General features: G+C 59.9%; 12 protein-coding genes, 4 tRNA genes and 2 pseudogenes. 5 read left to right on the forward strand and 13 right to left on the reverse strand.

Annotation, left to right across the window (positions count from 1 at the left end; translation table 11 throughout):
- The 3 genes and pseudogenes from HMPREF3101_RS12215 to HMPREF3101_RS11435 all read left to right on the forward strand — a co-directional run.
- Nucleotides 1–227: pseudogene (locus tag HMPREF3101_RS12215) on the forward strand (hypothetical protein); the annotation flags it as partial.
- 183 nt (nt 228–410) lie between these two features.
- The gene (locus tag HMPREF3101_RS11430; RefSeq protein WP_070465843.1) at nt 411–908 is read left to right on the forward strand and encodes a ferritin; all 498 of its coding nucleotides are present in this window, start codon (nt 411–413) and stop codon (nt 906–908) included.
- Between the two features lie 158 nt (nt 909–1066).
- A pseudogene (locus HMPREF3101_RS11435) lies at nt 1067–1489 on the forward strand (alkaline phosphatase D family protein); the annotation flags it as partial.
- A 100-nt stretch (nt 1490–1589) separates the two neighbouring features.
- Here the strand turns inward: HMPREF3101_RS11435 and HMPREF3101_RS11440 are convergent.
- The 8 genes from HMPREF3101_RS11440 to HMPREF3101_RS11475 form a co-directional block, all read right to left on the reverse strand.
- On the reverse strand, nt 1590–4448 hold the full coding sequence (locus HMPREF3101_RS11440) for a YPDG domain-containing protein (RefSeq protein WP_141737458.1): 2859 nt from the start codon (nt 4446–4448) through the stop codon (nt 1590–1592).
- A 110-nt stretch (nt 4449–4558) separates the two neighbouring features.
- Nucleotides 4559–5458 carry a tRNA glutamyl-Q(34) synthetase GluQRS gene (gene gluQRS, locus HMPREF3101_RS11445; RefSeq protein WP_070465806.1) on the reverse strand — a complete coding sequence of 300 codons (900 nt, stop codon included), beginning with the start codon at nt 5456–5458 and terminating at the stop codon, nt 4559–4561.
- Between the two features lie 7 nt (nt 5459–5465).
- Nucleotides 5466–6713 (reverse strand): tRNA guanosine(34) transglycosylase Tgt, encoded by a 1248-nt coding sequence (tgt, locus tag HMPREF3101_RS11450; RefSeq protein WP_070465813.1) that lies wholly within the window; start codon nt 6711–6713, stop codon nt 5466–5468.
- Complete coding sequence (locus HMPREF3101_RS11455; RefSeq protein WP_070465816.1) at nt 6710–9082, reverse strand: MMPL family transporter; 2373 nt, start codon at nt 9080–9082, stop codon at nt 6710–6712. The genes tgt and HMPREF3101_RS11455 overlap by 4 nt, the downstream gene beginning before the upstream one ends.
- Before the next feature lie 95 nt (nt 9083–9177).
- Nucleotides 9178–9265, reverse strand: a tRNA-Ser gene (locus HMPREF3101_RS11460).
- Between the two features lie 58 nt (nt 9266–9323).
- A complete protein-coding gene (locus tag HMPREF3101_RS11465; protein WP_070465819.1) occupies nt 9324–9581 on the reverse strand; it encodes a CsbD family protein in 258 nt (85 codons plus the stop codon).
- Between the two features lie 77 nt (nt 9582–9658).
- Entirely contained in the window at nt 9659–10138 is a 480-nt protein-coding gene (locus HMPREF3101_RS11470) for a nucleoside deaminase (protein WP_070465822.1), read from the reverse strand.
- Nucleotides 10122–10607 (reverse strand): tRNA adenosine deaminase-associated protein, encoded by a 486-nt coding sequence (locus HMPREF3101_RS11475; RefSeq protein ID WP_070465826.1) that lies wholly within the window; start codon nt 10605–10607, stop codon nt 10122–10124. The genes HMPREF3101_RS11470 and HMPREF3101_RS11475 overlap by 17 nt, the downstream gene beginning before the upstream one ends.
- Nucleotides 10608–10665: 58 nt before the next feature.
- Between HMPREF3101_RS11475 and HMPREF3101_RS11480 the strand changes: the two genes are divergently transcribed.
- Entirely contained in the window at nt 10666–11685 is a 1020-nt protein-coding gene (locus HMPREF3101_RS11480) for a prephenate dehydrogenase (RefSeq protein ID WP_070465829.1), read from the forward strand.
- A 9-nt stretch (nt 11686–11694) separates the two neighbouring features.
- Here the strand turns inward: HMPREF3101_RS11480 and HMPREF3101_RS11485 are convergent, their stop codons facing one another.
- From HMPREF3101_RS11485 to mgtE, 3 genes are all read right to left on the reverse strand, one after another.
- Entirely contained in the window at nt 11695–14190 is a 2496-nt protein-coding gene (locus tag HMPREF3101_RS11485; RefSeq protein ID WP_070465832.1) for a PhoU domain-containing protein, read from the reverse strand.
- Between the two features lie 143 nt (nt 14191–14333).
- Nucleotides 14334–14409 (reverse strand) — tRNA-Arg (locus HMPREF3101_RS11490).
- Nucleotides 14410–14478: 69 nt separating this feature from the next.
- Complete coding sequence (mgtE, locus tag HMPREF3101_RS11495; RefSeq protein ID WP_070465835.1) at nt 14479–15846, reverse strand: magnesium transporter; 1368 nt, start codon at nt 15844–15846, stop codon at nt 14479–14481.
- A 130-nt stretch (nt 15847–15976) separates the two neighbouring features.
- Here mgtE and HMPREF3101_RS11500 point away from each other — a divergent pair, with 130 nt between their 5' ends.
- Complete coding sequence (locus HMPREF3101_RS11500; RefSeq protein ID WP_070465838.1) at nt 15977–17233, forward strand: hypothetical protein; 1257 nt, start codon at nt 15977–15979, stop codon at nt 17231–17233.
- A 189-nt stretch (nt 17234–17422) separates the two neighbouring features.
- Here the strand turns inward: HMPREF3101_RS11500 and HMPREF3101_RS11505 are convergent.
- Nucleotides 17423–17498 (reverse strand) — tRNA-Arg (locus HMPREF3101_RS11505).
- Between the two features lies 1 nt (nt 17499).
- Nucleotides 17500–17591: transfer RNA gene (locus HMPREF3101_RS11510), tRNA-Ser, on the reverse strand.
- Between the last annotated feature and the right edge of the window lie 165 nt (nt 17592–17756).

Below are 17756 nucleotides of genomic sequence, written 5' to 3' on the forward strand. Positions count from 1 at the left end.
AAATCCTGGACGATTTTGACCAACACCACAACCTGGAGCTCGCCGATGCACAAATCGCAGCGTTGGAAGAAGAATACGGCCTGATTTTCCCAATCAAAGCGGTGTTACCGGAACCGTTGCCAAAAGAACCCGATTTTTCCGAACCACCCTTCCCCGACCCAGAAGATGCCTACGGTTGGTCGGAAAACTACGACCCAGCAGAACTACTCGACACCCGACCCCAATAAGAAAAACAGGCCATTTTTTCCGAAGCGCCGTGCAAGACTCCTTGTTTTCCTAGCGGAGGGAACTCCTGCCATGTCAGAGCTCTCAGCACAGGTTCAAGCGCTCCGATGGGGCTGTTTTCTATTGAGATTGTGGCTAATTTCCCCACTACCTATCCCCGACGCAATCAACTACAATTTCAAGGCATGGTTAACGAAAAGCTCAAAGAAGCAATGACCCAGCAGGTCACCGAAGAATACCGTGCGGCTTACATCTACCGCTACCTGGCAAACGAGATGGACGCATTGTCCTTCCCGGGCCTGTGCAACTGGTTTGCCGCCCAGGCACAGGAGGAGTGCGACCACGCGCAGAAGTTCGCACAGCACCTCATTGACCGTGGTGAGCGCGTCAAGCCGCACGACATCACGATCGATGCACCGGAGATCAACAGCCCGCTCGACGCATTCCGCGCGGCACTGGCACACGAGAAGAAGGTCTCCGAGCAGATCCGCGAAATCACGCGCATCGCGGATGAGGTGGGCGATCTCGGTTCACGCGCTCTGCTGAACTGGTTCCTGGAGGAGCAGATTCAGGAGGAGTCCACGGTTGGTGAGATTGTGGATCAGCTTGAGCTTGTTGGCACCGATGGTTCGGGCCTTCTGCGTATCGACGCTGCGCTGTCCAACCGCGCCACCAACGAGTAGGCCACCGAATGTCCACCACATAAGCAACCGCAGCTAAACGCCCGTTGAATTTGGGGCGAAACCTGCACAAACACCGCCTCTTGCGGTGGCGATATGAACGCGTGTCACTGACCATGTTGGCGTGACACGCGTTTCTCGTCGTACGTTTATCCGCCGCGCACACCGCGATGCCGTGGATCGTGGTGTGGGACGACCACGAAGTAGCCAACAACTTCTGGGCCGAAGGCGCCGATAACCATCAGGCGGAAGAGGGGGACTTCATTGAGCGTCGTGACGCGGCAATCCGCGCCTACTACGAATGGATGCCCGTGCGCACCACCGAACCATCCGCTGAAGGCCACATTTACCGCACATTCACCTTCGGCGACCTGGTGGGGCTTACCGTCATGGACCTGCGCACGTACCGCGACGTGGAGTTTTGGAAAGGCGGCTCCCGCCAGCTCGGGGACGCCCGCAGCATGCTCGGCGCCGACCGTGGCCGAGTCACTGAAGATTCCCGGCAGCAGCACCCTCATCAGCGCCGCCAGCCGCTATATCTTCAACCCCACTCCCTCGTCACCCCAGGCACGTCTCTGACCTGACGCAGAGGCTTCGGCTTCACGACGCCCAACGCCTAAAACCAAAAGGCGTGCGCCAAGTCCGAAGACCTCGCACACGCCTCTGCCTTAATGGGCGCTGAAACTACTCCTCGGCGGAAGCCGTTTCCTCAGCGTTCTCCTGGGAAGATCCCTCGCCCTTGGCGGAGCCGACGGACGTCACAGCTTCACCAGGCTCATGCGTACACCAGTCATACAGCAGGCCGGCGGTTGCAAGTGCGCCCACAAGGCCGATTGCGATCATGCCGAGCTCGCGCATGTTCGGGTCATTCATAAACGCCGCGAACTGGCGACCGATTTCACCGAACTGGCTGAAGTTGTTCGAGTTCCAAGCGTTCTCACCAACACCGAAGTTGAAGTTGATGTCCGCGTTGAACTGACGTGCCAGCGAGTTGAGCTGGTTGTTCACCTCGGCCATGTACGGGGCAGCAAGGTTGCCTGCGGCAGCAGCCAGGAGGCCAACCGGCAGCAGGTAGAACAGCGGGGAGGCGATCGCGTTTTCCACACACTTGTTCAGCGCGTCGCTGGAACCCTGGCTGCCGGCCTGGCCGGTGCTTGGCACCGTGACCTTCACATCAACGTTGGTGTTGTTCGGACCTGGGACGGTGATGTTGTAGTCACCCGGCTTAGTGCCGCCAGGAACGTTAATGATGATGTTGTCGCCCTGCTTGGTGTAAGTCCAGCCCTCTGGAAGCTTCAGGCCACCATCGCCCCCACCCGGGTTGACAATGAGCACGTTGCCGCCGTTGCTATTGCCGTTAGCCTTCGGGAAGTCAGGAACCTCAACGGTGATTTCCCTAGTTTCCTTCGACCCGTCCGGATTGGTGATAACCACGGGGATGGTGATCTTGGTGCCCGGCTTCACGTCGTTCGGGATGGTGAGGGTGATATTGCCTGTGCCAGGGGTGACCACTGGCGGGGTGCTGCCATCCGGGATGATGGGGTTTTCACCGATCTCAACTTTGGAGTCTGGGCCTTTTGGCACAACAATCACAATGGTGTTGTCTTTCGGTGCCGGCGTGGACGGTACCTCCGGCTGCTTCTGGTCATCCTTCACAATGACCTTCGCGTCAACCGTGTCGTTCTTGCCGGACTTCGGGTCCTTGACATCAATGCTGATGATCTTCTCGTCCCCATCCGTCGCGGAGCCCGGGATGGTGACGGTGATTTTGCCGGTTGTGCCATCAACCTTCGGTGCCCAATCGCCTAGATCCTGGTTCGGGGTGATGGTGAAGGTGGAGCCGCCAACAACCTTACCGGTGTGGTTCAGCTCAACGTTCTCACCCGGCTTGCCGGTGACCTCGCCGTAGCTCGGCTCATTCAAGACGATGACCTTACCCGGGACGTTGCTATCCACGGAGTTATCCGGGTACTTCGCGTCAACCAGAATCGTCTTCTGATCACCCGGGTTCGCAGAGCCCGGGATGGTGACGGTGATCTTGCCGGTTGTGCCATCAACCTTCGGTACCCAATCGCCCAGATCCTGGTTCGGAGTGATGGTGAAGGTGGTGTTCTTCGGCAGCTGCTTGTTGTTCTGCTCGAGGCTGACCTCAGTGTTGACCTTGCCGTAGACCTCGCCATAGCCCGGGGTGTAGACATTCGCGTTGATGTCTTGCACCTTCACGTCCGTGGTGATGGTGTCGGCAGAACCGTCAGCGTAGGTCACCTTCACAGTGAACGTTGCCGTATCGCCGTGCTTGGCACCCTTAGGCGCGGTGACGTTCAGCGTGCCGTCCTTGGCCGGCTTCGCGGTCCAGCCGTTCGGCGCGTTGGTCACGGCGTAGGTAGCGCCAACTGCCTTGCCACGCACGTTGCCCGGCTGGGTCTTCAGCGTCACGTTGATGGACTGGCCTGGCCTGACCATGTTCGGCGAGTTGTACGCTGGGGCAAACTTCTGCACCGGGACAGAGCCGGTAAACAGCGCCGACTTTTCATTGACCACGCCGTGGTTGTCCACTACGCGCAGCACTTGCGCCTTGTTGTAGGACTCATACTTCGATTTCTTGGTTGCTTCACGCGGCTGCGCAAGCAGCTCAACGTCAACCTTGGCGGGCTTGTTGTTGTCCTCAGCACCGGTGGCGCCCTTTGGCAGGGTAACGAAGACCTTGCCGGAGGCATCCACGCGCACCTTGGCGCCGTTGACCTTGTTGCCAGCGATGGAAACGTTGCCGGTCAGACGTGCGTAGTCAGACTGAGAACCGTTGGCGACGGTGATGCCGGTGTTGTACTCCGCACCGTCCGCAATAATCGGTTGGGACTTCTTGTCAGATGGGGTGAGCGGTGCACAGTCTTCCGACTCCATCGGCCACGGTGCGACATCAACCACAATCTCGGGGCTGACACGGGTACGCTCCTGCGCCACTACCGTCGGAGAGGACACCTGCCACGCCCACGTCTGAGCCTTGGATGCTTCAGCATCTACGCCAAGTTGTGCACGGGCCACCTGGTTGATCCCCTGTGCAAGGGAGAATTGCCCAGCGTCCGTCGGAGCGAGATCGGTGACGTTAAACGATGCATTCTCACCGTTATCCAGCACGCCTGCCTGGTGCTTTCCCTTGCCCAGCGTCTTTACGTTGTAGGAGTGGGTCACAGGCTTCTGAGACTCATTCGCAACAGTGATGTTCGCCGTTGCAGAGTTGAAGATTCGCTCGCCCTGAGGGTCAAGGGTGACCCACGGGGTGAACTGCTTGTTGTCCCTGTCTAGACCAACGCCGACAGTCACACCACTTTGGCCTTGCACGAACGCACGGCCGGGCGACACGGACGTTGTGTTGATGGCCAGCGCAACCGTGCATGCGCCCTGCTGCGGGTTTGTTGTTACCCCCGGAGGGCTTGTGAACTGCGCCGGCAGCGCGTTTGCCTGTGGAGTTAGGACGACCGACGCCCCAAGGGCAAAAGCCACCACCCCAGAGACTGTTTTCTTTGCAATTCCTTGCGGTTTCATAAATGTCCTTGAACTTATCTCACGGGAAAGTTGGAAACCCCTGAACTTTCATGGATTACTTCACTATGCGAAAATTCTTAGACTTTTGCAAGTGTTATCTGGAATTATTTTCAACGCCATACCCACGGCGCCCGCGGCAGCCGCGCAGGATCGAAGCTCCCTAGCAGGTCAGCAGAGTCTGCATCGATGGAATCCGCAAGCGCGCGAATCACCCCCTGCACTCCGCTTATCGACGCCATCTCGCGCAACGTCACCGCCCCGTCCCGCTTTGCCAGACGCTTATCCCCAGCGTTGACCACCAGCGGCACGTGCACATACTCAGGTTCCTCATATCCCAATAAGGAGGCTAAATAAGCCTGGGCAGGCGCAGAAAACAGCAGGTCATCACCGCGCACAACTTGGTCGACGCCCTGGAAACCGTCATCCACAACCACCGCCAGATTGTACGCCCAGTCCCCCGCCTGCGCCTGATCTATGCGTCCGCCGCGGCGCAAAATCACGTCATCCACCGGGCCCGTGAACTCCCCATGGTAGAAGTCGCGCACGGTCCACTCGCGGACCTTGGCACGCAGGCGAATTGCGGGGAGGCGGCCTTCGGCGGAGAGCGTTTGGCGTTGTAAAGCACGAAGATCCTCCGGAAGATCCCTGCAGGTGCCGGGGTACATGCCGGGCTGGGCATGCGGTGCGGACGCGGCCTCCCGGATGTCCCGGCGCGTGCAATAACACTCATAGGTGGGCAGCGCGGCCAGCGCCTGCGCGTAGGCCTCACCGCGATCGTGCTGGTACAGCACCGGCTCATCCCACTCAATACCGATTGCGGCAAGGTCCTCTAGCTGGCGCTTCGCTGATTCTTCGCTGGAACGCTCCGAATCAACATCCTCCACCCGCATGTAAAAATTGCGGCCCGACTGGCGCGCGAACAACCACGCCAACACCGCCGTACGCAGATTGCCAAAGTGCAAATCCCCACTCGGACTCGGTGCATACCTGCCGGCTGCCCCTTGGAACATAGTGTCCCTACTTCTGCTTACCCGCGTAGTAGCGGCCCAAGAATTCGTCCCGGAACGCCTCATAGTTGCCGTTATCAATGGCAGCGCGGATGTTGTCCACCAGACGGACCATGAACTCCACGTTGTGCATGGTGCACAGCGTGCCTGCCAAGAACTCCTTCGCCTTGAGCAAGTGGTGGATGTAGGCGCGCGAGTAATTCTCAGACACGTAGCCGCCGAACTCCTCATCCACGCCGGAGAAGTCGCGCTTGAAGCGAGCACCCATCAGGTTCAGGCGCCCGTCCAAGGTGTACACGCCGCCACGGCGACCCAGGCGGGTCGGCGCCACACAGTCAAAGGTGTCCGCACCAGCCTCAACAGCGGTGAAGATGTCATCCGGCTCAGAAATCCCCAGCAAGTGGCGCGGCTTGTCCACCGGCAACTCATCAGTCACCCAACCAACAATCGTGCCCAGGTTTTCCTTCTCCAACGCGCCACCGATGCCGAAGCCACCAAACCCACGGCGACCGGCCTCACGTGCCTTATGGTCCAGCTCCAGCAGGCCGCGCGTTGCTTGCCTGCGCAAATCCTCATACTGCGCACCCTGCACAACCCCCCACAACGACTGCTTCGGGCGGTGCGTACGCAGCTCAGTGAGCCGGTGATGCTCGTCCAGGCAGCGCTTCGCCCACCGACGCGTGCGCTCAACCGAATGCTCCTGGTACTCACGCGTATCCACAAGCGTGGTCAGCTCATCAAAGGCAAACATGATGTCCGCACCCAGCTGGTGCTGAATCTGCATCGACACCTCAGGCGTGAAGCGGTGGGAGGAACCGTCGATGAATGATTTGAAGTCCACCCCGTCATCATCAACGCGCGCCATGCGGTCCTTGTTTGCTGCGCGGATATCGCCCTCCACAAGCCCTGCGGTATCCATGGCCAGGACCTTCTTAAAGCCCACGCCCAAGCTCATCACCTGGAAACCACCCGAGTCCGTATAGGTCGGCCCATGCCAGTTTTCAAAGGCAGCCACGCCGCCAGCCTCATCCACAATGTCCGGACCCGGCTGCAGGTACAGGTGGTAAGCGTTGGACAAAATCGCCTGCGCGCCAGTGGAACGAATCTGCTCCGGCGTCAGCGTCTTCACCGTCGCCTTCGTGGCAACCGGAATAAACGCCGGCGTCTGAATATCACCGTGCGGGGTGTGGATTACGCCCGTGCGGCCATGCTTGCCCGGCTCGTTGTACAGCTCCGTAGTCAGTTCGAATTCTTTCATCGCGCAGCTCCTTCCAGCTCAGGCTCAAGCTCTTCCAGCTCAGTGCCCTCCACATCCACTTCCGGCAGCACCTTGTCCAGCCACTTCGGCATCCACCACGTGGACGGGCCCATCAAGAACATCGTCGCCGGCACCAACGCCATACGTACAAAGAAGGCATCAAACAAGACAGCGACACCCAGAGCGAAGCCGAAAATCTGAATAAACGGCAACGGCTGGTTGATGAATGCCACGAATACCGCGATCATGATGATCGCCGCCGCAGTGACCACACGCGCACCCTGGGCGAAGCCTTCGACGGTGGAGTGGACTACGGCGCGTCGATAAGCATGAGGCTCCTTGTTGCGCACAAGGTGCAAATAATGCTCCCGCATGCGGGTGACTAGGAACACCTGATAATCCATGGCCAAACCGAAGGTCACGCCGATCATGAAGATAGGCAAGAACGACAGGATCGGCGTCGGCGTGTTTACCAGGTCCCACAGCCCGTCTTGCCACACCAGGACCGTCAGGCCGAACGCAGCGCCGACGGAGAGCAAGAAACCCAGACCAGCAACCAGCGGAACCAAGATAGAGCGGAACACCACCATCAGCAACACAATGGCCAAACCAACCACAATGGCCAGGTACAGCGGCATCGCCTTGGCAAGCTCCTCGGTGATGTCCATCTGCACCGCAGTCAGACCCGTCAAGCCGATGTCAACGCCAGTAGCGTCCTCAACCTGCTGGTTGTTCTCCCGCAGGCCATGCGCCACCTTCAGCGTGTACTCCTCCTCAGGGCCGCCGTCAGGAATGGCCATGATCTGCGCGGCAGTGAAATCCTCATTCACATTCACCAACTGCGCGTGCACCACACCGCTGACGCTGTTCGCCTCCTGCGCGGCGTAGAGGAAGCTAGCCAGCGCCGCCTTCTGCGCGCGGCCACCCGCCTCATCCGGCATCGCCGCCATGTACGGCTGCAGGATCTCCGCATCCGGGCTCACCCCGTGGGCGTCCACCACCAACAACAGCGGGGCGTTCACGCCGGGGCCAAAGCCTTCGGCCATCAAGTCCGCGGACTTGCGCTGCGTGGTGTCTAGGTTGGAGGTGGAGTCAGACGGCAACGCCATCTGCAGCCCCAACACCGGGGCGGACATCGCACCAAGCGTCAACACCACCACAGCCATCACCAGCGCCGGGAAACGGCGCACAAAATTCACCCAGTTGCGGCCCATGGAACGCTCGTGCAGGTGCTCGCCCGCAATCTTTGGAATGCGCCCGGCAAACGCCTTGTTGCCCCACGCACCAAGCAGCGCCGGCAGCATGATCAACGCCACCAGCACGGAGACGAACACCGTAAAGGCCGCTGCAACCCCCATCCAAGACAAGAACTCAATGCCAGCAAGCACCAGCGCAACCAGCGCTACAAACACCGTGGCGCCAGCGAACACCACGGAACTGCCCGCCGTGCCCACCGCCATACCGGCCGCATCCGGGCCGCGGCGAGTCTTACGCTCCTGGCGGTAACGCGAAAGGATAAACAGTGAGTAATCAATACCCACCGCAAGGCCAATCATCACGGCCAGCACTGGGGTGACGTCATTGAGCTCCACCCAATGCGTGGTGGTCAAAATGGCCAACGCGCCGATACCCACCCCCACAATCGCGGACACGATCGGCATGGTGGACGCCGCGAACGAGCCGAACGTAATCAGCAGCACCAAAAACGCCACGCCGATACCGATCAGCTCTGAGGTGGTGTTGACCTCAATCGGATCACCGTAACCAGCGCCGCCAGCCTCCACCTGCAGGCCGGCCGCGCGGCCAATGTCCATCGCGTCAGCCACAATCTGACGGTCTTCTTCCGTGACCTCAAAGTTCGACTCCGCATCAAACTCAAAGGTGGCATAGCCAATCCGGCCATCATCAGACACTAAGCGCAGGTTGTACGCATCTTGTTGGGCAGCCTCTTCCGGCAGCCCCATCTGCGTCATCTGACCAACAATGGTCTCCTGCAGCTTTTGATTCACCAGCACCGGGTTGCCAAAACGCTCCGTGCCGCGGACAACAAGATGCTCATCAATATGGGTGATCACCTCATCCATCGCCGCCATATACGCGGGGTCCGTCAGCTGCTCCCCCTCCGGCGCGGCAAACACCAAGTTCACACCCGGGGCTGTGGCTACGTTGCCGCCGCCGGGGAAGTTGCGCTCCATGGTGCCCAGCGCTTCAATCGCCGGAGTGCCATCAATGGCAAAGTTTGAGGTGAACGGCTTTGAAAGCGTAAACGCCGCACCGGCAGAAGCAGCCAAGATGAGCAGCCAGGCGATGATCACCTTCCACTTATTCAGGTAGGACCAGCGCCCCAGCTTGTACAGCAGCTTCGCCAATGGGTTTCCATCCTCGGACTAGGAGTGCGAACTTGGATTCTGTTTAAAAAACCGGCACCGCCTGCCTTGCAGGTGATGCCGGTTAAAAAGTTTAGTGGCGGTAGCGGCGGGATTTGAACCCGCGGAGGTTTTACCCTCACTCGCTTTCGAGGCGAGTACCTTCGGCCGCTCGGACACGCTACCGCAAGCTAGCGTAACGGTTGCGTACCCGCGTGGCCAAATTCACCACGCCAAGCAGGGACTAGTTGTTCTCTGCCTCGCGCTCCTCGCGCTTGTCTTCTACCTTCGCGGCAACCTCGTTAGCCTTGTCCTCCACCTTCGCGGCGACCTCGCTGGCCTTGTCCTTAATAGCGTCGCCAGCGTTAGCCACGGTCTCCTTGACGTTGCCGACCAGGCTGTCAGCCTTGCCCTCGTTCTTGAGGTTGTCGTTATCGGTCAGCTCGCCGAGGCCTTCCTTGATGTTGCCCTTGATCTGGTCACCCTTGCCTTCCAAAGCCATGGTGCTATTCCTTTCGTTCCTTTGGTCAATAACACTTCCAACCTTAGGCACACTCCCAGCAGTGGCGCCATAACAATTCAGTCACGTAACCCGTTGAAGAACGTGCTCATCAGCTGGCTAGTCTCTGCCTCCAACACCCCGCCGCGCACTTCTACGGTGTGCAGGTGCCGCGGATCTCGGAGCGCGTCGAGCACGCTTCCTACCGCCCCCGTCTTCGGTTCAAAAGCACCAAAGACCAGCGAGGATACCCGCGCTCCGAGGATTGCCCCGGCGCACATCGTGCACGGCTCCAACGTGACCACCAGCTCGCACCCGTCCAGCCGCCACGTTCCCAGGTTCCTGGCAGCCTGCCGGATCGCTTCCACTTCCGCATGAGCTGTTGGATCGCAGTTTGCTAATCGACGATTCGTCCCCACCCCCACCACTTCCCCACCGGGCCCGTAGACAATTGCCCCCACGGGCACATCCCCCTCCGGAGTCGTTTGGGCTATGGCGATAGCCTCACGCATCCGCGCCTGCGCGGATTTTGCGGCTCCCGCTCTACTTTTCGGCAGCATGGAGAAACTCGTCGGCGAAGTCCAGGTCCTCGGCGATGGTGAGCGCAAGGTCGTGGGGCGCCGGATCGTCGTCAAGCAAAATGCTCATCATCTGCTCAGAAAGGCCAAGGTCAGCGAGGATGTCGAAGTTGCCGTCAGCCCACGCCTCGGTGTCATCGAGCAGATCAATGTCAATGTCAGGGATCTCAAAACCGGCCTCCTCCAGGGCGTCTGCGGCGAAGTCGTCGTCGACGGCCATCGTGGCATCACTAAGCAGGACCCGCACACTGCTCGGGCCGGGGCGGACAATGAGCAGGTACTCATCCTCCACATTCAAAAGCGCGAACGCCGGGCCCTCACTGCGCAGGGCCCGCACTGCGTCGATAGACGTTGAGATATGTTCAAAATTATCCCTGAACCGGCGCACTGACCAGCCAGAATCCGTCCTTGCGACGGTAAGGGCATAGCCCTCACTGAAAGAGTGGCTCATGGTTTCAACAGCGTAGTCGGCACGCGGCGGTTACAACAGGGGATTAAACTCATGGTCCATGACCCAACTGCGACCTGTGTGCATTCTTGGCAACGGCCTCATCGGCGGCTCCCTGATGCGAGACCTTGCCGCGCGCAACCACCCCACTTTTGGTTACACGCACTCCAACGCAGGCGCACGCCAAGCTGCCACAGACGGCTTCGACGTGATCGTGGACCTTGAGGCCGTGTTACAACGCGCCGAGGAGGCAGGCGCCCTCATCGTGATTGCCGTGCCTTTCGACGTTGTCGCGCAGATCCTCGACGCCATCGCCCAATGGGCACCCAGCTGCGGCATTACTGACGTCGTGTCTGTCAAAGCACCGGTCTACGCCCTGGTACGTGAGCGCGACATGCTTGAGCGCTACGTTGGCGGCCACCCAATGGCCGGTACAGAGGCGTCCGGCTGGAACGCCTCCCAGACCGGGTTGTTTGCCCGTGCGGCGTGGGTGGTGACGTATGACTACGCCGTGGAGTGCCTAGAGGGCGCTGAGCGCCTGCCGCAGGAGTGGGCGGATCTTTTTGCGGACGTGTGCCGCATGGTTGCGCTTGTCGGCGCGGAGGCCGTGCCGGTCTCTGCGGAGGCGCACGACGAGGCCGTCGCCCGCGTATCGCACCTGCCGCACGTGATGGCAGAAGCCTTATCCATTGTTGGGGATCACGGCTACACGCTGGCGCAGTCGCTAGCCGCTGGCTCCTTCAAGGGCGCGACACGTGTGGCCGGCACGCAGCCCTCCCTGGTGCGCAACATGTGTGAGACCAACGCGCAGCCGCTGGTGAAAGTGCTAGATGAGTACATTGATCTGCTGGTTCGCGCCCGCGAGGGGCTTGCGTCTAAGAATCCGACGATGGAGTGGCTGGCGGAGTCCGGCTACCGCGCGCACGTGCGTATGAATGCGCGCTCAGGTGCGCGCCGCGAGTCCGTGTCCCCGGTTGCTATCTCTTCACGCCCGGTGATGCGGGTGCACCCGGGTGGCCCTGGCTGGGTGAAGCAGCTGAAGCAGATCGAGTCCCTCGGCGGGCGGGTCGAGGTGTTCTAGTTTCGGGGCTTATGCTTCCCGACGCCTACCCATCGCCACATACGCCCCACCAATCAGCATCGCGAGGATACCCAGCGTGATGACGGTGGTCATCGGGGTACCGGTATCCGCAAGATCACCGTCACGGGTGCTCGTCGTGCTCTTGGACGTGGACTTCGAGGTCGACTTGGACGTGGACTTCGCACTATTCTTCGACGTCGACTTTGCCGCGGTTGTCGTGCGGCCAGTGGACACCTTGCCGTTCAGCGTGGTCGACCGTGCAGACGTCGTGGACTTCGTCGTGGTACCGCGTTTGCTCAAACCAGCACCCAACGCCGCCGGGCCAGCAAGCGCAGCCACCAGCGGTTCTACCTGCTTGATCACGTCCAGCACCTGCTCCGGCGTGTTCTTCGTGGTTTTGGTGGTGGTGGACTTGCTCTTCGGCAGCTTCAACGTCACACCGTCGCTCTTACGGGAGACGTTTTTGCGCACAGTGTCATAGCCATCCGGAGCGGTACGGACACCGAGCATGACCTCATCGCCGTTGCCCACGTTGCCCGGGATGGTAACCATGACAAGACCATCCTCATTTGTCAGGCCATCAACCTGGATGTCCAAACCGTGCACGCTGTAGACCTCAGCGTTCTGAACTGGGTCACCGCCCTCAGTCTCCACGGTGACACCAATCGTCACAGTTTTTCGCTCAGTGTTTTCCTTGGTTTCTTTGGTGGTCGTGCTAGAAGACGTCGCCGACGTCACGGTCAGATCGCGCAAACGAACCGTCTGCTCCTCCCTCGCCGGGTCAACAGTGAACTCCTTAAAGGAGCCGCCGTAAGCAACGGTGAAGGTTGTCGTCTTCTCAAGAACCGACTTCTGAATCGTCACAAGACCGCCTTGGTCAGTCTTGAGTTCCCACCCAGGAAGGGCAGACGGCGCAGAAATAACCGCACCCGCTACCCCTTGATGGTGCTTGTCAGTCACTAGCACATCCACGTCCTGAGTCACGGCGTCGGTCAGATCGGCGGGCTTAGCGCTTGCGTCGCCCGACTCTGCTTCAGTGCCCTCGGCATCCTCCAGGACGGTTACACGCATACGCGTTTCACCAGCGTCAACCACGTAAGGTTCGTCTCCGACGTAGGCGACGACGTCCTCCCCCGGAAGGGTCAGGGACTTCTGCCCGTTCTTGTCCGTCTTGCCGGAAATGTCCGTACCCGCGATCTCGATCTCGGCATTGGAAACGGCGTAGCCGTCCTTGTCCACCACAGTGAACAGCACATCACGGCTCTCAGCTGGAGTAGCCGTGCTTGTGACCGTCACCGGAGTAGTTTCGCGGGCGTCGGAGGAGAGCACGTTGGCGTCGTTACGCAGGGGCTCAAGATCGGCCTGAGTTTCAGACGGAGTCGGCTCAGCCGCTTCGCCTACCACAGTCGCCGTCGTCGAAGCCTTCGCCTTGTCAACAGCGTTAGCAACGTTGCTTGCGGCGTCACCGATCCGCTCCAGATCACGCACAACCTCAGCAGCATTCACCCTGGACGAAGGTGCTGCAGCATCACGCGCATACTCGCCTGGCAACGGATCCGGCTTCGCAAACTGCGTCACCGGCTTGTAGCCCGCACCAGAGGGCAAGTAGGCCAGCTCACGGAAGTTATCCACCACCGTGTTGCCAAAGTACGACGCAACAATTTCAGTGCCACGCACCTCAATGCTCTTCGCCGCGTCATCCGCGAACACAAACGTGCCGTCATTCTTGGTGTAGGCGTAGTTCAGATCCTCAATGCCATCCAAGCTAAAGCCCGGGCGGATGGTCAGCGGGTCAACCGTCACCTTGCCGGTCTTCGTATCCAGCGTCCACTTGTACATGCGGTCACGATCACGGGAAACCGCGTACAACTCGTACGTCTTCTCCGGGTCCATACCGGAAGCCCAGGCACCCGGAGCACCAATATCACTGACGTTCGACGGCATAGACAGCTTGCCGGACTTCACGGCCAGCGCTCGAGCGTCCGTGATCTTGTCAGAAAACAGGGAGTTAGTCAGATCGTCCTTAGACAGGTCAATCGTGCGGAACTCCGCGCCCGAGAACAGCACCAACGTACCCGTCGGGGTGATGGACGCAGAGGTAACGTCCTTCGTATTAATACCGCGCAAATCGAGCGGGCCGAGGTCCGCCAGCTCATGAATATCCGGCTTAATGCGTAGCAGGTGGCCGGCTGGCTTGCCGTCCTCACCAGTAGAAATGCCGTAGACACGGTCAGCACCCGGGTTGTAGGCGACAGCCGTGTACGTCCAGCCGCCCGAAGAGTAGCGCGCCTTAACCGAACCACTGCCAGGGCGAACGCGCTTAGTCACCGCCGCACCAACCTGGTCAAGATTGCGATCCAGCATGGAATTCAGCTGGTTCAGACCACGCGCAATGTCATTCGGCTTAACCGCCGCCTGTGACTGCACTGGGGTCAACGCAAACGTTCCGGCAACGGCAGCTGCCAAAGCAATACCCGCAACACGGGTGTTCCTGGAGTTTTTCATGGGTACCTCTCGTAGATTTTGGGCGCGCTCGAGTACGGCCCAGAAAGCCACATCTCAATGTACTTGTGTCACAGAAGTATCTCAACCCGTAAACTGCAGTGTTGCCGAAAACAGAAAAGCCCTGGTTACCCAGGGTTTTCGGTTGGTGCGCCCGGAGGGATTCGAACCCCCAACCTTCTGATCCGTAGTCAGATGCTCTATCCGTTGAGCTACGGGCGCTTGCAACGTGCTAAAACATTACACCCGTTACAGGAAAGCACCAAAACCACAGCTCAAAGGCGAAAGCAGCTACAGCCCCAACACGGATTTCGCAATGAGGAAGTAGATAATCAGGCCAGTGGCATCACAAAACGTGGAGATAAATGGGTTAGAAAACACCGCCGGGTCCGCGCCGATGGTCTTAGCCAGAATCGGCATGCAACCACCCACAGTTGCGGACATGGTGCAGATACTCAGCAGGGTTGCGCCGATGATGATGCCAATGTCGCTGCCAAAGACCACCCAGCCCAACGCCAAACCCAGCGTGCCCAGAACGAGGCCCAGCATCAGGCCGACGCGGACTTCGCGCCACATGACGGAGAGGATGTCGCGCGTGCGGACGTCGTTAAGAGCCAAAGCCCTTGTGACGGTGGTGGCTGCCTGGTTGCCAGTGTTGCCGCCAGTGCCGGTGAGCAGCGGGATGAAGAGGGAAAGGACGGTGACCTGCGCGATTGTCTCCTCGAAGACGTCGAGAACCTGGACTGTCAGGATCGCGGAGACCGCCAGTACTAACAGCCACACGATGCGGGAGCGGAACAGTTCGCGCACCGGCGTGGACAGGTATGGGCGGCGCAGCGCCTCGGCACCACCCTGGCGGGCAGTGTCCTCACTGTCGGCGTCCTCGATCACATCGTGCGCCTCGTCATAGGTAAATACGCCAACCAGACGCTTGTCCGCATCAACCACCGGCACCGCAATATTGGTGGTGGCCAGCAGCCAACGCGCCGTGTCCTCCGCACTATCGGTCGCCTCGGCCCAGACGGGCTCACGCATGACATCGCCGATGGTGGTGGCGTTGGTGACAAACAGGTCCTTCAGTTCGGCCACACCGACCAGCATCAGATCATCATCCACAACAGGCAGCAGGTAGATCGTCTCCAGGTCAGCAGCCTGGGCTTTTAGCTTATCGACGACCACGCCAACCCCCTCCCCCGCCCCCACCGCCAACACGTCCGGGGACATATGGCGACCAACAGTGCCCTTCTCATAACCAAGCAGCGCGTTGGTGCTTTCACGCTCCTGATCATCCAGGCCGGACATGACACGGTCTGCGATCTCTGCCGGCAGGTTATCCAGCAGCTGCACGCGGTCCTCCGCGCCAAGCGCGGCGAACAGACTGGTCACGGACTCATCAGACAGGGCCTCAACCAGGTCAGCCTGGTGGGCCGGGTCAAGCGCGTCAAAGACTGCGGTGGCACGCTGCGGCGGCAGCAAGCGCAACAGCACAGCGCCACGGGAGGACGGCTGACGCTCGATCAGCTCGATGACCTGGCGCAACGGGACGTCTTCAAGCGAGACTTGCATGTGCTCAAGCTCGGCCGCGTCAAGGTCAGTGCTCAGGTTCTTGCCAAGCGCCTTTTCCAGCTCGTAGATCGCCTCATCCGCGTCGACTGCCATAGTCACCCTCTCCTTGCCCCCGTTCAGCCCCCTGTATGAATATTTTGAACCTCTGCGATACTACCTAGTAGTTTTTTCCAATAGTTTTTACGCGTCTCGTACGCTATCCCAGTTACCGGAGGGTTCACATATGGCTCGCTCTATTCGCTCACGCCGCGTCACACTTGCCGCTGGCGTCCTGTCCTTCGCACTCGTGGCACCCCTGGTGGTCGCCCCCGAGGGCACTACCCCGCTCCTGCCCGTCGCGCACGCCCAAACTGCTGACGCATTTGCTCAGCGCTACACCACCGCCAACTTCTGGGGCGTGGACGAAGCAGTTGTTGAAGGCCTTGAGTTGGCACCGGGCACCACGATCGCTGCAACCACCGACACCATCTTCAACTGGCACTTCCGCAACGACAACGGCACCTTGGTACTCATCCGACCACAGTCACCAGCCGCGTTTCGCGCCGGTGAGCACAACATCCGGGTCAAGGTCACACCGGAAAATGGCACAAGCTACACCACCACTTTGAAAGTCAACGTGGTTGACGCACGCACCACGCAAACCTGGGAAGATCAGCTGCTCAAGACCTACGACATCGACTTTGGAAAGTCTGCCGCACCCAAACCGCTGACGGAGTTCACGCTGCCGGAAGGCGTCAACATTACTAAGGGCACCGTTGCACCCCCACCGGGCTGGGGCGTGACCGTTGAAGGCGGCACAGTAACCATCAAGCCGCCAGCCACTTTCATCGAAGGTTTCATCGAACTGCCGGTGAAAGTTACCACCAGCTCCGACACTTTCGACGCCAAACTGCGCATCAACGCCCGCAACCCGCAAACCTCAGCCACCGACGTTGCCAACGGTATCGCAGGCACAGTTGGCACACTGCTTGGCGGAATCGTTGGCGCACCTGACCTTGGCAACATCCTTGGCGGCTTGATCGGTGGTGGCACTGGTGGTGGCACCACAACGCCGGCTACTACTGCCGCGCCGGAGCCTACGAAGCCTGTTGAGCCAACCACTGCCGCGCCTACTACGACTGTTGAGCCGACCACTGCCGCGCCGACTACCACGGCTACCAGCACCGAAGCCCCTGGTGCGGGCGAGGATCCAAGCTCCGGCGCACCTAGCAGCCTTTCGGATCCACGCTGTGTTGCATCGCTCGCTGGCATTGGCGTTCCACTCCTGCTGGCTGTCCCGGTAGCACTCGCACAGGCAGCAGCCATCCCAGGTTTTGAAGATCTCTCCGCCCAATTCTCCCAGGCTATTGAAGATGCGGCGCGTAACTTCGGCATTCAGCCGCAAGACGCTTCTACCGCAGCCGGTGGCGTGGTTGGCGTGATCCTGGCTATCGCGGCGGCTATCGCTGTGGCCACGTGCGTGCCGCGCGACGGCAAGTAGGCACCACTCTGGTGCTTACAACTGTCACGGTATTGGGATTCTGACAAATTTGACACAAATCGGCGCCTAGCGCTGACCGCCAAAAGCCCAGGTGCCATGGTGGGGCCCGTCAAATTTGTCAGTGCAGCCGCTGGGGGGGCGATGAAAGATTTCGGGATAAAGATAACCCCGGTCACCCAGGGTTTTGATTGGTGCGCCCGGAGGGATTCGAACCCCCAACCTTCTGATCCGTAGTCAGATGCTCTATCCGTTGAGCTACGGGCGCATGGCGGAGACGACAGGATTTGAACCTGCGGCCCTCCGCAAAGAGGGCAACTCCTTAGCAGGGAGCCCCATTCGGCCGCTCTGGCACGTCTCCAGACCTCGGCTAAGTGTAATGCAACTTAAACGCCCAACCAAATAACTGCCGATTTTCACTCACTCCAGCCATATAGCCAAAGGTCAGCACACAGAAGTCTCAGCCCAAGAGTGTTTAGCGGCGATGTGGTTTCGGGCCCGACCCCCGAAAAGTAGACACCATCAA

It is taken from the genome of Corynebacterium sp. HMSC29G08 (genome assembly GCF_001806875.1).
Classification (GTDB): Bacteria; Actinomycetota; Actinomycetes; order Mycobacteriales; family Mycobacteriaceae; genus Corynebacterium.

Excerpts from the sequence above, each read along its gene's own strand:
- HMPREF3101_RS11430 (WP_070465843.1), top strand. The coding sequence starts at position 411 with ATGGTTAACGAAAAGCTCAAAGAAGCAATGACCCAGCAGGTCACCGAA.
- HMPREF3101_RS11440 (WP_141737458.1), bottom strand. The coding sequence starts at position 4,448 with ATGAAACCGCAAGGAATTGCAAAGAAAACAGTCTCTGGGGTGGTGGCT.
- gluQRS (WP_070465806.1), bottom strand. The coding sequence starts at position 5,458 with ATGTTCCAAGGGGCAGCCGGCAGGTATGCACCGAGTCCGAGTGGGGAT.
- tgt (WP_070465813.1), bottom strand. The coding sequence starts at position 6,713 with ATGAAAGAATTCGAACTGACTACGGAGCTGTACAACGAGCCGGGCAAG.
- HMPREF3101_RS11465 (WP_070465819.1), bottom strand. The coding sequence starts at position 9,581 with ATGGCTTTGGAAGGCAAGGGTGACCAGATCAAGGGCAACATCAAGGAA.
- HMPREF3101_RS11470 (WP_070465822.1), bottom strand. The coding sequence starts at position 10,138 with ATGCTGCCGAAAAGTAGAGCGGGAGCCGCAAAATCCGCGCAGGCGCGG.
- HMPREF3101_RS11475 (WP_070465826.1), bottom strand. The coding sequence starts at position 10,607 with ATGAGCCACTCTTTCAGTGAGGGCTATGCCCTTACCGTCGCAAGGACG.
- HMPREF3101_RS11480 (WP_070465829.1), top strand. The coding sequence starts at position 10,666 with ATGACCCAACTGCGACCTGTGTGCATTCTTGGCAACGGCCTCATCGGC.
- HMPREF3101_RS11485 (WP_070465832.1), bottom strand. The coding sequence starts at position 14,190 with ATGAAAAACTCCAGGAACACCCGTGTTGCGGGTATTGCTTTGGCAGCT.
- mgtE (WP_070465835.1), bottom strand. The coding sequence starts at position 15,846 with ATGGCAGTCGACGCGGATGAGGCGATCTACGAGCTGGAAAAGGCGCTT.
- HMPREF3101_RS11500 (WP_070465838.1), top strand. The coding sequence starts at position 15,977 with ATGGCTCGCTCTATTCGCTCACGCCGCGTCACACTTGCCGCTGGCGTC.